The organism is Pontixanthobacter gangjinensis (assembly GCF_009827545.1).
Lineage (GTDB): Bacteria > Pseudomonadota > Alphaproteobacteria > Sphingomonadales > Sphingomonadaceae > Pontixanthobacter > Pontixanthobacter gangjinensis.
In genome coordinates, this window is record NZ_WTYS01000001.1 from 1304960 (window position 1) to 1319712 (window position 14753).

The window sequence follows — 14753 nt, forward strand, 5'->3', positions numbered from 1 at the left end:
TCGTCGGATCAGATAGACGCTTTGCCGATGGATTGCATTAGCCTCTTGTCAAATCACGAATAAGATATATCTTAGAGCTATCTTAATTATATCGTGAGGAGCGCAATATGAGAATTTATGGAAAACGAGGAGGCCGCAAAGGCTTTCCATTCGAGGCAATAATGGCTGCAAGTCGCGGCTGGGATGGCGGGCGTCATTGGGGTGATTGGGGCGGTGACGACATGCGCCGCCACGGCCGCAAGAACCGGCGCCGCGTGTTCGGCAGCGGTGAATTGCGCCTGGTTTTGCTCCGGCTGATCGCCGATGAACCGCGTCACGGCTACGAGCTAATCAAAGCGGTAGGCGAGCTAACCGGCGGAACTTATGAACCGAGCCCAGGGGCGGTCTATCCGACGCTGTCGCTGCTGGCTGATGAAGGATCGATTGCAGACAGCAAAGCCAACAAAGGTGATGAATCGCGAAAAGCGTTCAAAGCCACCGAAAATGGGCTTAAAGAGCTTGAAGAGCGTTCAGACGAGATTGGCGCGATCATGGAGCGACTGTCGGCAATGTCCGGCCGCGAGGAACGAACTCGAGCGCCCGAAATGTTCCGTGCGATGGGCAACCTTGCCGGAGTCCTGAAGCACAAATATCGCGGCGGCGGGTTCAATGAGAAAGACCTGGAGGAAATCGTCGATATTATCGATGATGCAGCCAAGCGGATCGAGCGGCTTTAACGCTTGCGTTTGATGCAAGTGCTCTAATTGTGCTAGTTTCCCTTCATCAATTTGATGGAGGGGAACATCATGCCAGATTTACCAACTAAAACGCCGTGGCATTTATGGGTCGTTGGCGTGCTGTCGTTGCTGTGGAATGCAGTAGGGGCAAATGACTACACCCAGACCCAATTGCGGAACACCGACTATATCAAAGCCGGTGTCGAGCCGATGGGAATCGATTTCCAAACCGCACTGACCTATTTTGAAGGCTTCCCGGCCTGGGCTGAAGCATTTTGGGCAATTGGAGTGTGGGGAGCGGTAGCAGGTTCGCTGTTGCTACTGTTTCGGAGCCGCTTTGCGCTGCATGTGTTTGGCGCATCTTTTCTCGGTCTGGTGGTCACGACATTCTACCAATTCGGGAATCCGATTCCGGGCGACTATGACAGAACCATTCCGACCATATTTACGGCCATACTGTGGATTATCGCGATCGGGCTGATCTTGTATGCTCGCCGTCAAACTGCGGCAGGCGTTCTGCGCTAAGTCTTACTTTGCACGTGCTTCGATCAGGCGGATATAGGTGTCTGCCACCGCCTGATTGATTGCGTCCCAACTGAAATCCAGACTGCGTTTCTCGCCCGCATTGCCGTGTGCGGAGCGCAAGGCATCGTCGGTCAAATAGGGTGCGATTGCATCGGCAAAGTCACCCGCTGCGCCGGGCGGCACGAGTGCGCCCGATTCTCCGTCTTGGACCAGGCTTTGGCTACCGGTTGCAGCTGACGCCACCACTGGCAGGCCGCAAGCCATCGCTTCAAGGGTCACATTCCCGAACGTTTCGGTGATCGATGGGTTGAAGAACACATCCCCGCTGGCGAGCGCCTTGCCGAGGTTTGCTCCGCTTTGAAAACCTGCGAAAATGCCGCCAGGCAAGTTCTGCTCAAACCATTTTTGCGCGGGGCCTTCACCGATCACCAGCACCTTATGCGGCAATTGCTTTTTGCGTAGCTGAACGATGGTTTCGGCAAATATATCGAGCCCCTTTTCCATGACCAAACGGCCGAGGAACACAATCGCGGTGTCATCATCCGCGATGCCCAGCGATCGCCGCCATTCCATATCGCGCTTGTCTGATGCGAAAATTGTCCGGTCTACGCCGCGTGACCAGATCGAGATATCGTCATGCATTCCCTGCTCGCGCAGAATTTCTATCTGGCTTTCCGACGGTGCAACCAAGCCGTCGCAGCGGTGGTAAAACCGGCGAAGCATCGCTTCGACCCACGGTTCGGTAAAGCCCAATCCGTAATAGCGCGGATATGTTTCGAACCGTGTATGGACCGATGCCAAAATTGGCACATCTTGACCGCGTGCCCAGCTGACTGCTCGATGCGCTGAAGCATCGGGCGAGGACACATGAAGGATGTTCGGTTTAAACGTCTCGATATCTTCACGGACCCGTTTCGGAATGCCCAGAGGAAACCGGAATTCGCCGCGACCGGGAAATGGGACGGATGGCAGGCTGACAAGATCGCCTTGCGGTTCAAACGCCGGCGTTTGCGTGGTCGGCGCATAGACGCGGACCTGCGCGCCCTGACGCAGCAAATATTCAACGAGGCGATTAAGCGCCTGATTCGCGCCATCGCGAACGTAGTTATAATTGCCGCTAAAAAGGGCAATGCGAAGATCAGACGTCTGCATGGTTGGAGCGCTTTATCCTGCCGCGCAGCATTTGGCGAGAGTGAGTTGGCCGTAAACTTGGAGCCGTCCACCGCTTCATAGGTTTGTTCGCTTGACAGCGTGCGCCGCGCCTTTAGTGACGCGGACGGGCCACGCGGTCCCAACGCCGCGCGAGCTCTCTGTAAGGAGAGAATACAATGACTAACGTAACACCTCAGGGCGCAGCAGCGCGCCTGACTATGCCGGCGCTCAAACCTGAGCGTCCATTTTTTTCGTCCGGACCAACTGCCAAATTCAATGGCTGGTCGGCGAGCAATCTCAAAACCGAAGCACTGGGCCGTTCGCACCGTTCGGCTGTGGGCAAGGCGCGGCTGAAATATGCGATCGACCTGACGCGTGAGTTGCTGGGCGTTCCCGACGATTACCTGGTCGGCATCATGCCCGGCTCTGATACGGGCGCACTCGAATGCGCGATGTGGACCATGCTTGGCGCGCGTCCCGCGACCGTCGCTGCATGGGAAAGCTTTGGCAATGTGTGGATTCAGGATGCGGTAAAGCAGCTCAAGCTGAAAGATTTGACCGTGCTCGACGCCGGTTACGGCGAAATCCCCGATCTGGCCAGTATTCCTCAAGACAACGACGTTGTCTTTACATGGAATGGCACAACGTCGGGGGCCAGGATTGAAAACACCGATTGGCTCGCGGCTGACCGGTCTGGTATCACTATAAACGATGCCACTAGCGCAGTCTTTGCGCAGGAAATGGATTGGGCGAAGCTCGATGCCACAACCTTCAGTTGGCAAAAAGTGATGGGTTCCGAAGCGCAGCATGGCATGTTGATCCTCAGCCCTAAAGCGGTGGCGCGGATCGAAAGCTATGATCCCGAATGGCCGCTGCCAAAGTTGTTCCGCCTGAAGAAAGGCGACAAGATTAATCAAGGCATCTTTGTCGGCGAAACGATCAATACGCCCAGCATGCTGGCGACCGAGGACTACATTCTCGCGCTTGAATGGGCAAAATCAATTGGCGGACGTCAGGCGATGTTTGACCGGGCTGATGCCAACGCCAAGATCATGACCGACTGGATTGAAAATACGCCTTGGCTGCGCAACATGGTGCCCAACCCGGCTCAGCGCACCAACACTGGCGTATGCTTCGTTTTTCAGGGCGAATATTATGACGGCCTCTCGCCAGAAGATCAGGCTGCTGTCCCCAAAACCATTGCCGGAATGCTCGACAAATTGGATGTTGGATATGATTTCAACGGCTACCGCGATGCACCACCGAGTCTACGTGTTTGGTGCGGCGGGACGGTCGAGCAAGAAGATTTGCGCCGGCTGATCCCCTGGATCGAATGGGCTTACGCCGAAATTCAGAAGTGATCTGAGCCCCAGCGACGGCTGGGGCCACCCTCAATCAGCGCGACATACAATGCGGTCCCATCCCGCGGTGGGCTTCACGCGAAGGAAATTTTAATGACCAAACCTAAAGTCCTTATCTCCGATAAGATGGACCCGAATGCAGCACGTATCTTTACCGAACGCGGCTGCGACGTTGATGTAATTACTGGCGAAAATCCTGAGGAACTCGCTGCTCGTATTGGCGAATATCATGGCCTTGCAATCCGGTCTTCGACGACAGTCACACCTGCAATCCTTGACGCTGCGACAAATTTGAAAGTCATAGGCCGCGCTGGCATCGGGGTCGACAATGTCGATATTCCCTATGCCTCGGGCAAGGGCGTGGTTGTGATGAATACACCGTTCGGGAATTCGATCACGACTGCCGAGCACGCAATTGCGCTTATCATGGCACTGGCGCGTCAAATTCCGGCTGCGGACGCGCGCACTCAAGCGGGCGAATGGCCCAAGAGTGCATTCATGGGCGTCGAAGTAACGGGCAAGACGCTTGGCCTGATTGGTGCCGGCAATATCGGTTCCATCGTCGCCAGCCGCGCGCTCGGTCTGAAAATGAAGGTGGTCGCATTCGATCCCTTCCTGACCGAAGACCGCGCGATTGAAATGGGCGTTGAAAAAGTCGAATTGGACGGGCTGCTTGCGCGCGCCGATTTCATCACCTTGCACACTCCGCTGACTGATCAAACGCGCAACATTCTGAGCCGTGAAAATCTGGAGAAAACTAAACCGGGCGTTCGCATTGTGAACTGCGCGCGTGGCGGATTGATCGACGAAGAAGCGCTGAAGGATTTGCTTGAATCGGATCATATCGCTGGCGCTGCGCTCGATGTGTTCGCCGTCGAACCAGCCAAGGAAAGCCCTCTTTTCGGGACCAAGAATTTCATTTGCACCCCGCATCTGGGTGCGTCGACCAACGAGGCACAAGTGAATGTTGCGCTGCAAGTGGCCGAGCAAATGGCCGACTATCTGGTCAATGGCGGCGTCACCAATGCGCTGAACATGCCTAGCCTAAGCGCTGAGGAAGCGCCTAAGCTGAAGCCATACATGGCGTTGGCGGAGAAGCTGGGTTCGCTTGTCGGGCAATTGGCACATGGCAATCTGACGAAAATCAACATCGAGCGTGAAGGTGCCGCAGCGGACCTTAACGGGAAGCCGATTACAGGCGCAGTTCTGGCGGGCTTCATGCGGCAATATTCCGACACGGTGAATATGGTCAACGCGCCTTATCTGGCGAAGGAGCGCGGCATGGAAGTGCGCGAAATCCGCAATGAGCGCGAGGGTGTCTATCACACGCTATTGCGCGTCACCGTCGCGACAGAGCAGGGCAACCGGTCCGTCGCAGGCACTTTGTTCGGCAGCGAAGCGCCGCGTCTGGTGGAGATTTTTGGCGTCGGTATCGAAGCCGATTTGCAAGGCGATATGCTCTATATCGTCAACGAAGATGCCCCTGGCTTCATCGGCCGGATCGGGTCTCTGCTTGGTGAAAACGGCATCAATATCGGTAACTTTAATCTGGGTCGGCGCGATGGTGGCGGGGAAGCAGTCGTGCTGTTGTCAGTCGATCAGCCAATCCCGGCGGAAGTCGTCAAGCAAGCTTGCGCGCTGGAAGGCGTTAAGGTTGTAACGCCGCTGGCGTTTTAACTTCCACTTCAACAACCCCGCCTAATTCCGTCATTCTCGCTTTCGCGAGCGTGACGGATTGGGTAGAGGTCTGCCCATGACACAATCGACCGACGATCTGCTGCCCGAAGGGCTCTCCGACCGCTTGCCCAAAGAGGCGGCAGTCGCAACGCATGCGATGCGGGCCGTTCTCGGTACGATGGATGCGCATGGCTATGACCGAGTGCGTCCGCCGTTGGTAGAATTTGAACGGTCAATGGCCGAACGCATGGGCAAAACGGCTGATAGCGACAGTCCGCGCCGGATGTTCCGCTTCGTCGATCCGGCCAGTTTACGCACGCTGGCGCTCCGATCCGACATGACCGTACAAGTCGGGCGCATGGCCGCGACCTCGCTCGCCGCCGCGCCGCGTCCGTTGCGGCTTTGTTACGCGGGCGAAGTGGCGTTGATTAAGGCGGATCAGCTCGATCCTGCGCGTCAGAAATTGCAATTGGGCGCTGAGCTTATCGGCAGCGATACAGTCGAAGCTGCCGGAGAGATTGTCTCGCTAGCGATAGAAGCGCTTGAAGCAGCTGGTGCCGCCGGCATTTCTGTCGATTTCACACTGCCCGATCTGGTCGACGTGCTGTCGGACAAAGCGATGCCGCTTGCCTCTGACCAAATTGGGGCGGTGCGCCGCGAATTGGACACCAAGGATGCAGGCGGCTTGGCCGCTGTTCCCGGTGGTAACGCCTATTTGCCGCTGCTTTATGCAACGGGTGCCTTTGAAGATGCGATTGAACGGCTTTGCAGCATCGATGCCGGAGGCGCGCTGACATCCCGAATTGAAGGCTTGAAGGCAATAGCCTCTCGCGTTGGCGGCCGTGCCAGAGTGACGCTCGACCCGACTGAGCGGCACGGTTTCGAATATCAAAGCTGGTTCGGCTTTACCATCTATGCCGATGGCGTGCGCGGTGCGCTTGGGCGGGGCGGAACTTACGCAATTGGCGGGAGCAATGAAGCGGCGACAGGCTTCTCGCTTTATATCGACGCTTTGATCGACATCCTAAGCCGCGATGCCCAGCGCAAGGCACTTTTCCTGCCAATGGGTCATGATGCGCCGACCGCAGCGGCGTTGCGCGCCGAGGGGTGGCGCACGGTTGCCGCCCTATCTGCCGATGATGATGGGCAGGCGCTGGGTTGTACTCACGTTTTGGAAGGCGGCACTACGACCGCTTATTAGGCAATGGCCAATTACGGAGGCCAATCACGGACAGGCGCCAAGCCGTGGCCAAAGCGTTCTGAGCCGAGCTGAAATTAAGAGCGAGAGCCTCGTTTGCAGTGAAGAGCCGGAGCCCTGTTTGCAGTGACGGGCATCCGTTCAGGTGCCAGTTTTCAGAAGAGAGACCCGGCGGACCCTACCATCCAAAGGACCATTATTGACCTCCACCAAGCCTTTCCTTTTTAACTTTCCAAGAGAAAGATAAAATCCACGATACGAAGAATTAGAAGCAATCATGACTTCTTTAATTCGCGGGCTCTCGTTTATCAGCAGGAAGAAATAGATTTTTCCCTCTGTGGTAAGAATGTCAAAGGGTGTGTTTCTCGCGAAAGACATGAATTCTTCGACAGCTTTTTGGCTGAGAACGGCTGCGCCCTCACCATCGACCGAATTGTGATCGTTCACTTGTTAAATAGCCTTGCATTTGAAGAGGGTTCAAAATTGATGTAAATTTTTGAACCTGTCAACAATTCAAGGAATTTTGTCTGTTATATACATCAGTTTATTATATATATGATGTATATATATCAAGTATAAATTTAGCAACAAGCAAGTAAACTTTTGATGTAAATGCTTATATATAAAAATTGCAGCCATTAATATTTGGTTTAAACTTCCCACTGTCCTATCGAATGACCCGCTAAGCCGAGATGGTCTCGGGCCTTCGGCCAAATTTATACAGCGACTAGGGGAATATTTTTTATGAGTAACTACAATAGCAAAAGCTTCACAGGAAAGTTCGCGGTTGCATTACTCGCAACTACCGCAATCGGCGGCCTTTCTTCGGGCACTGCGTTCGCACAAGCTGCGACAACTTGCTTCACCGATTTCAACGGAACAGTTGTTTGCCAGGATGGTACCGGTAATACGGATGTCTATTTCGAGGGCGATCTTAACTACGGTGCCATGGGTGACGGGGCATACAATGATCTCGATGGCAAGATCGATGCGACAACACCTTCGGATGCCGATGTAGAAGCCGCTGCTGACGATGTGGCTGCAGCACAAGCTGCCGCAGATCAGATCGCTGCTGATCAAGCTGCTGTGACAGCAGCTTTGACGCAAGCTAACCTCGACGCTCAAGCTGCTGCTGCTGATGCCGCTGCTGCTCAAGCCGCCGCAGATGCTGCTGCTGCTGACGCTGCTGCTGCTGCTGCAACATCAACTGCCGCTTTCGATGCCGCAGCTGATGATTTGACTGATGCGAACGTTGCTCTAGGCGCAGCGAACACTGATTTGAGCGCGGCGAATACTGCTGTATCCGACGCTCGCACGGCGTTTGATAATGACCAGAGCCAAGCAAATCTCGATGCGTTGAATGCTGCACTTGCTGACCAAGCTGCCGCACAAACTGCAGCAAATGCCGCATCTGATGCCGCTGCAACTGCGCTCGCAGCATCGAATACAGCTGCAACTGAACTTGCTGCTGCACAAGCGGCATCAACTGCTGCTGCGACTGCTGCAGCGACTGCCGCAGCCGCGACAGCCGCTGCAAACAATGCATTGCAAACATCGCTTGCTGGTAGCGCCGACTTCGTCGACGCTATCACCACCGCTGGCTTCACTGCTGATACCACAGGCCTCGCAGCTCTTAACGATGCCGGCGCAGCCGAAGCTGCTGCTTTGGCAGCGGCTATCGAATTCGAAGATAATCTCGATAACGTTGCGAATACTTTCATCCGCGCTCAAGAGGTTCTCGTCGCAGCTGCTGAAAATGCCAACCCTGCAATCGCAGCGGCATCGCAAGCTCTGCTTGGTGACGAGCGTGCTGAAGAAACCAACGCAGAAGTCGAAGTGATTGCTGCTTTGGTTGACCACGAAGGTCGCATCACTGCCAACACCGATGGTCTTGCAGCTGAAGTGATTGCGCGTACAGAGGCTGATACAGCACTCGGTATTCGGATCGATGATGAAGCGGCAATTCGCGGCATGGCAGATTTGGCACTTGGTGTTCGCATCGACGATGAAACGACTGCTCGTATCGCTGGCGACAACAACCTTCTTGGTTTGCTCAACGACGAAACAAGCGCCCGTATCGCTGCGGATACTGCGATCACCAACCGGTTGAACGGTGTTGATAGCCGTCTGAACGGTATTGATACACGCCTTGATCGTATGGATGATAGCATTGCTAGCTCGACTGCAACTGCAATCGCGCTTGGCGGTGCTGGCTTCTTGCCTGACATGAAGTTCAACCTGGCAATGAACATGGGCTTCTATGATGGCGCACAGGCTGTCTCGGCAACCATGGGCTACCGTGTAAGCGACTCCATCGCATTCACAGCCGGTGTTGCTGGCGGCCTGAACAAAGGCGGCCAAGTCGGCGGCCGTGTTGGCGTGATCATCGGCTTCGGCGGCGAATGATCTGACTGACTAAGCAGTAAAAAGGGACCCGGTAGCTTCCGAGCTGCCGGGTCTTTTTTTGTCTGTTAAACAAGTGTTTCGATCCGAACCTTCTCTCAGTCCAGCATTGTTAAGCCATTTTGCTCGCTTGACTCCGGCGCACTTGCCAACCTAACGCTCACCCTCAAATTGGCGGCTCGCTCCGGTCCGCTTTTATTCCATCCCCTACGTCGAGTCCTGTCGAAGGACGTTTGAGGATCCCCGGGCAGGGGTGAAGGTATATCCATGGCTAATGTTACTGTAATCGGTGCCCAATGGGGCGATGAAGGCAAAGGCAAGATCGTCGACTGGCTGGCCAGCCGCGCCGATGCGGTTGTTCGCTTTCAGGGCGGGCATAATGCCGGGCATACGCTGGTTATTGATGGCAAGGTATTCAAGCTTAGCCTGCTTCCCAGCGGCATTGTTTCGGGCACGCTGTCGATTATCGGTAATGGTGTCGTGCTCGACCCGTGGGCCCTGAAAAGCGAGATCGAAAAGCTTGAATCGCAAGGTGTGAAGATCACCGATGACAATTTTGCGATTGCAGATAATTGCCCCCTGATCCTGCCGATCCACCGCGATTTGGACGGCCTGCGCGAGACCGCGGCGGGTAGCGGTAAGATCGGAACAACCGGCCGCGGCATTGGCCCCGCCTATGAGGATAAAGTTGGCCGGCGGGCCATCAGGGTTTGCGATCTGGCGCATCTCGATAAGATGGATTCGCAACTTGACCGCCTATGTGCGCATCATGATGCATTGCGTGCCGGCTTTGGCGAGCCTCCGGTGGACCGCGAGCGATTGCTGAAGGACCTGGCGGATATTGCCGATTTCGTTCTTCGGTTTGCGCAACCGGTGTGGAAACGACTGAAGAAAGTGCGCAAGGCAGGCGCGAAAATTTTGTTCGAAGGCGCGCAAGGCGTGCTGCTCGATGTCGATCACGGCACCTATCCCTTCGTAACCAGTTCAAACACGGTTAGCGGCACTGCCGCGAGCGGTTCGGGCCTTGGGCCCAATTCGACCGGCTATGTGCTGGGCATTGTGAAGGCTTACACTACCCGTGTCGGCAGCGGGCCGTTCCCGACCGAACTGGACGATGATGCCGGACAGCGTCTGGGCGAACGGGGCCATGAATTTGGCACTGTAACCGGACGTCAGCGGCGCTGCGGTTGGTTTGATGCGGTGATCGTGCGCCAAAGCTGCTCGATCAGCGGTGTGACCGGCATTGCGCTGACCAAGGTCGATGTCCTCGACGGGTTCGACACGGTTAAAATCTGCACCGGATACCGGCTGCGCGGGAAGATCATGGATTATTTTCCCGCCCATGCCGCCGATCAGGCCGAGGTCGAGCCAATTTACGAAGAAATGGACGGCTGGCATGAGAGTACCGCGGGCGCGCGCAGCTATGCCGATTTGCCTGCCAATGCGATCAAATACATCCAGCGAGTGCAGGAATTGATCGAAACACCAGTGGCGCTGGTTTCGACCAGCCCTGAACGTGAAGATACAATCCTGATGCGCGATCCATTCGAGGATTGACGTTGGTTTCACCCCTCCCGTTTGCGGGAGGGGGCAGGACTGGGCTTCCGGCTTCTGTTGATGTTAAGAAGCCGTAATGAAGCACATTAGCTTGATATTGTTCATCATAGCGGCACTGGGACTTACCGCTTGCCAGCCAACCCCCGGTATTGCGGTTGCGCAGCCGCCGGTTGCTGACTTCATCCTGATCGACAAATCAGACCGCACTCTGACGCTGTTCACCGCTGGTAAGCCGACCAGGGTTTACAGCGATATATCATTCGGCGCTGCGCCCACGGGTCATAAGCAATTTGAAGGCGACGAGCGGACGCCCGAAGGCCGTTATACAATTGATACGCGCAACCCGAATAGCGCTTACCACCTCAGCCTTCGCATTTCCTATCCCAATGAACGTGACCGCGCCTTTGCCGAGGCGCAGGGCCGCGATCCGGGCGGCGAAATCTTCATTCACGGGCAGCCCAATGCACTAACCGCAGGGCGTCTGACCGGCGACTGGACCGATGGCTGTATCGCGGTTTCCAATGCCGAGATCGAGGAATTGTGGAAAGCTGTGCCCGACGGGACAGCAATCGATATACAGCAATGAGGAAACCGTCTTGACTTGATCTTCCTTTGTTCTCATCATGTTCCAAATCAGGAGTCGGAAGATGAGCAGGGTAACACATAGAGCGGACATTCTGTCCGAGACGGATTTTCAATATCAGGCGACTGAGCTCACCCGAGATGCGGCGAATGATCCGGCGGGTGTGCCCTTGGCCGTGTCGATATTCGCTGATCGCTCGCATATCCGCGACACAATCCGCGATGATGCGCTTGCAGCAGGTTTCCGGCTCGGCAAAGTGGGTGATATAGCGGAATTGCTGGATGGTGCGGCGATTGCACTGGGTGATGCAGTGCTGATCGATTGTCCGGTGGTCGATGCCGCAATCCTGGCCTCGCTATGCAGGCTCGATAATCGCGCTGTCAACACGGGCGCCAAACTGGTTGTTTCAACCAGTGTGGAGGCGCTCGACGATGTGTTTGCATGCCTCGACAAATCCGATCCGCAGCTATTGGTGGAACCCGCTAGGGGCGAACGCGTAATTGCGCTTGGCCGAGTGTTAGCCATGATGCCTGGCATGCGATTGCGTGAACTTTCCGGTGATGACAGGCTGACGCTAATCCGGCTGACCGAACAGGTCGCGCAGATTGCCGACCGACTCGAGCGAATGGGTGCGAAGGGTCAGGCTGATGATGGCGGCGCATTTCGGTTTGAATCGTCCAAGCAGGCCTTTGCAGGACAGGGCGCGGAAGATGGTACCGCCCAACTGATCCGAAAGCCAAAGCCACCGCTGCCCGATCCGCGACTGGTACGGCAAATCATCCGTCAACGCGAAGCAAGGGCTACGTTCTTCGATGCGGAATTATTTGCTGATCCGGCATGGGACATATTGCTCGACCTGACAGCTGCGCGAGCCGAGCATGCGAGAGTATCAGTGACCTCGCTATGTATCGCCAGCGGTGTCCCGCCGACAACTGCTCTTCGCTGGATCAGCCAGATGGTCGAGGCCGGGCTGCTTGAACGGGTGAAAGACGAAGAGGATAAGCGCCGAGCATTCATTGCGCTAAGCGACAGAGCAGCCGAAGCGATGGGGCGCTATTTTGCCGAGATAGGGACGGATGCAGCGCGGTTGGTCTAATGTAACCTGCGTTTAGATTATCAAAGTCAAATCAGGCAGATAGTTCACCAAAGAATCCGATGACCTTAACGATCTTCCCACCGTCATTAACCTCGGTGACGTCGAAGCCAGACATCAGCAGCTTGTCGCCCATGTGGATTGCCCAGTGGTAACGGCAGTGGTTATTTTGGATATCGACCCGGCTTGTCCTTGAATAGACCGCCCCTGGTATCTGCTTCTTTACAGCGTGGACCATCGCGACAAACGCTTCGACACCCATGATGTTATGATTGGGGTCTACGAAATGAACATTATGCTCCAGCGCAGTCTCTGCAAGTTTCAGGACGTCGCCTTCATCTGGCGCATTCCATGCGGCAAGCATATTATCTAGGTTTTGGAGATATAATTCCATGGTTTTTACCTTCTAATTCCAGGTTGTGCGCAGCATTAGCCCACTTCACGCTCGCCTTAAAATAACCGTTAGTCCCGTCAGCGGCTCGTCAAATGGTAATTCCCTCCGCAAGGCATCAGCCCTCGCACGGTCTAGAATCGACACCGGAACGCTCGCTTCATAAAGCAGATTATCAACCGTACCGAGCAGTCTAGCCTGACGCAGGGTCAGGTCTTCGGGATCATCGCTGGTCAGATGGATTTCAATAGATTGTGAACCGGCGGGTTCGTCTGCATCAGCGAGCCATTGTTCCACATGCTTAGCCGAATCTGCATTAAGCGGATCCAGAATTCCGCCTTCGACTAGCGCCCCGTCAAGTGCGTTTCGGCGATCTGATCCATCAGGAAAGCGCGCTCTCATCGCCTCGCGGCTAGTCTCCAGCTTCGAGGCGAGCGCACCTAGCGACTGGGGAAGCAATCTCTCGAGCCTGAGCCGTAATTGCTTGGCCAGCCCCGCCGATGCGCCCGAGGTGCCAATCGCAATCAGCACGGGGTCACGGTCGAGGATGCTTGGCGTAGTAAAATCGCATAATTCGGGCCGGTCGGCGACGTTGACGAGCAGGCCCTTATCGCTCAATCGCCGCGCCGCCGCCATGGCCTCGCGCTCATCGTCCAGCGCTATGAACGCGAGTTTTGCGTGGTGCGCTTCGGTCTCGCTGCAGGGGGTGCCGCCGGCGCGTTCGACCAGACGCTTCTTCGCTTCGCCCATCTCGCCTTCGCCAATCACGACAACGCGCGTTCCGGCGATGCGGTGAAGCAGGGGGAGGGAGCGGATCATGGGTTGATCATAGCCAATCTGGCACCCGCTCAGCGCCCATAATATCGGCAGGGGGTAGCCGGTCTGCGACCACCGCGTATTTATCGCCATCAACCAGCACCTCGGCCACGAAGCCTCGGCTGTTGTAACTTGATGCCATGGTCGCGCCATATGCGCCTGCAGTGCGGAAAATGGCGAGATCGCCAGCCTCCAGCGTGTCCATTTCACGGTTCATCGCGAAAGTGTCACCGGTTTCGCAAATTGGCCCGACAATGTGGGATACGCTCCGTGTGCCATTGGGTTCGACAGCGTCAATATCGTGCCATGCGCCATACATCGCCGGACGGGCAAGATCGTTCATCGCTGCATCGACCACCACAAACGGGCTGGCATTGGAACTGCGCTTCACCCGAATCACCCGTGTCAGCAGGACGCCCGCATTTCCCGCGATTACCCGGCCCGGTTCGAATGAGAGAGCAACATCCCAGTCTTTCGTGACCTGAGCTACCATCGCGCCATATTCGGCGGGGCTGGGAAGGACATCGCCCGATTTATAGGGAACACCAAGCCCGCCCCCCAGATCGGCATGAGTGACTTTCTGGCCCTGAGCGCGCAGTTCCGCGATCAAATCGCCTACTTTTCCAAATGCGGTTTCGAGTGGCTCCAGGCTGGAAAGCTGGCTGCCGATATGCACCGCGATACCGCGCATATCGAGTCCGGGTAAAGCGGCCAGCGCGGCATAAATTCCGGCTGCCCGATCGATCGGAACACCGAATTTGTTTTCAGCCTTGCCAGTGGAGATTTTCTCATGCGTGCGCGCATCGACATCGGGGTTCACCCGCAACGCGCAGCGAGCAATCTTGCCATTTTGAACAGCGATCTCGGCAAGCTCGCGGCCTTCTTCTTTGGACTCCAGATTGAATTGGCCAATATCGGCATCCAGCGCCTGAAGTAGTTCCGCAGCGGTTTTGCCCACGCCGGAAAACACAATGTCTTTGGGGGCCATATCAGCGGCCAGCGCGCGCACCAATTCGCCGCCCGAAACGACATCGGCACCATACCCTTCGCGGCTCAGCACTTTGAGTACGGCAAGGTTCGGGTTTGATTTAACCGCAAACGCAATATGCGGGTTCTTGAGGCCGCTTAGCGCCTCACGAAACACGCGCGCATGACGCACTAATGTTGCGCGCGAATAGACATAGACCGGAGTGCCAACCTCTTCGGCAATGCGGGTCAGCGGGACATCTTCGGCGTGCATAACACCGTGGCGAAGTTGAAAGTGGTCCATCGAAAATTGGC

14 protein-coding genes are annotated in these 14753 nt (G+C 55.9%); 9 read left to right on the forward strand and 5 right to left on the reverse strand.

Annotated elements, in window-relative coordinates:
- Positions 1-107: 107 nt before the first annotated feature.
- Positions 108-716: a PadR family transcriptional regulator gene (locus tag GRI36_RS06160; protein WP_160597664.1), complete on the forward strand. Its 609-nt coding sequence runs from the start codon at positions 108-110 to the stop codon at positions 714-716.
- Between the two features lie 69 nt (positions 717-785).
- Entirely contained in the window at positions 786-1241 is a 456-nt protein-coding gene (locus tag GRI36_RS06165) for a hypothetical protein (protein WP_235902179.1), read from the forward strand.
- Between the two features lie 3 nt (positions 1242-1244).
- Here the strand turns inward: GRI36_RS06165 and GRI36_RS06170 are convergent, their stop codons facing one another.
- A complete protein-coding gene (locus GRI36_RS06170; protein ID WP_160597666.1) occupies positions 1245-2393 on the reverse strand; it encodes a glycosyltransferase family 4 protein in 1149 nt (382 codons plus the stop codon).
- A gap of 176 nt (positions 2394-2569) precedes the next feature.
- Here GRI36_RS06170 and GRI36_RS06175 point away from each other — a divergent pair, with 176 nt between their 5' ends.
- From GRI36_RS06175 to GRI36_RS06185, 3 genes are all read left to right on the forward strand, one after another.
- On the forward strand, positions 2570-3754 hold the full coding sequence (locus GRI36_RS06175) for a phosphoserine transaminase (RefSeq protein WP_202392129.1): 1185 nt from the start codon (positions 2570-2572) through the stop codon (positions 3752-3754).
- A 93-nt stretch (positions 3755-3847) separates the two neighbouring features.
- Positions 3848-5431 (forward strand): phosphoglycerate dehydrogenase, encoded by a 1584-nt coding sequence (gene serA, locus GRI36_RS06180; protein WP_160597667.1) that lies wholly within the window; start codon positions 3848-3850, stop codon positions 5429-5431.
- A gap of 76 nt (positions 5432-5507) precedes the next feature.
- On the forward strand, positions 5508-6632 hold the full coding sequence (locus GRI36_RS06185) for an ATP phosphoribosyltransferase regulatory subunit (RefSeq protein ID WP_160597668.1): 1125 nt from the start codon (positions 5508-5510) through the stop codon (positions 6630-6632).
- Between the two features lie 138 nt (positions 6633-6770).
- Here the strand turns inward: GRI36_RS06185 and GRI36_RS06190 are convergent, their stop codons facing one another.
- Complete coding sequence (locus GRI36_RS06190; RefSeq protein ID WP_160597669.1) at positions 6771-7076, reverse strand: helix-turn-helix domain-containing protein; 306 nt, start codon at positions 7074-7076, stop codon at positions 6771-6773.
- A 297-nt stretch (positions 7077-7373) separates the two neighbouring features.
- Here GRI36_RS06190 and GRI36_RS06195 point away from each other — a divergent pair, with 297 nt between their 5' ends.
- From GRI36_RS06195 to GRI36_RS06210, 4 genes are all read left to right on the forward strand, one after another.
- Positions 7374-9035, forward strand: a complete 1662-nt coding sequence (locus GRI36_RS06195; RefSeq protein WP_160597670.1) for a YadA-like family protein — start codon at positions 7374-7376, stop codon at positions 9033-9035.
- A 264-nt stretch (positions 9036-9299) separates the two neighbouring features.
- Complete coding sequence (locus tag GRI36_RS06200; RefSeq protein ID WP_160597671.1) at positions 9300-10589, forward strand: adenylosuccinate synthase; 1290 nt, start codon at positions 9300-9302, stop codon at positions 10587-10589.
- Positions 10590-10665: 76 nt separating this feature from the next.
- On the forward strand, positions 10666-11175 hold the full coding sequence (locus GRI36_RS06205; RefSeq protein WP_160597672.1) for a L,D-transpeptidase family protein: 510 nt from the start codon (positions 10666-10668) through the stop codon (positions 11173-11175).
- A 61-nt stretch (positions 11176-11236) separates the two neighbouring features.
- Positions 11237-12268, forward strand: a complete 1032-nt coding sequence (locus tag GRI36_RS06210; RefSeq protein WP_160597673.1) for a winged helix DNA-binding protein — start codon at positions 11237-11239, stop codon at positions 12266-12268.
- Between the two features lie 31 nt (positions 12269-12299).
- Here GRI36_RS06210 and GRI36_RS06215 read toward each other — a convergent pair whose 3' ends face one another.
- Genes GRI36_RS06215 through lysA form a run of 3 tightly spaced genes read right to left on the reverse strand, consistent with a single transcriptional unit; the run spans position 12300 to position 14742 of the window.
- On the reverse strand, positions 12300-12659 hold the full coding sequence (locus GRI36_RS06215) for a nuclear transport factor 2 family protein (protein WP_160597674.1): 360 nt from the start codon (positions 12657-12659) through the stop codon (positions 12300-12302).
- 45 nt (positions 12660-12704) lie between these two features.
- Positions 12705-13475 (reverse strand): precorrin-2 dehydrogenase/sirohydrochlorin ferrochelatase family protein, encoded by a 771-nt coding sequence (locus tag GRI36_RS06220; protein WP_160597675.1) that lies wholly within the window; start codon positions 13473-13475, stop codon positions 12705-12707.
- Positions 13476-13482: 7 nt separating this feature from the next.
- The gene (gene lysA, locus GRI36_RS06225) at positions 13483-14742 is read right to left on the reverse strand and encodes a diaminopimelate decarboxylase (RefSeq protein ID WP_160597676.1); all 1260 of its coding nucleotides are present in this window, start codon (positions 14740-14742) and stop codon (positions 13483-13485) included.
- Between the last annotated feature and the right edge of the window lie 11 nt (positions 14743-14753).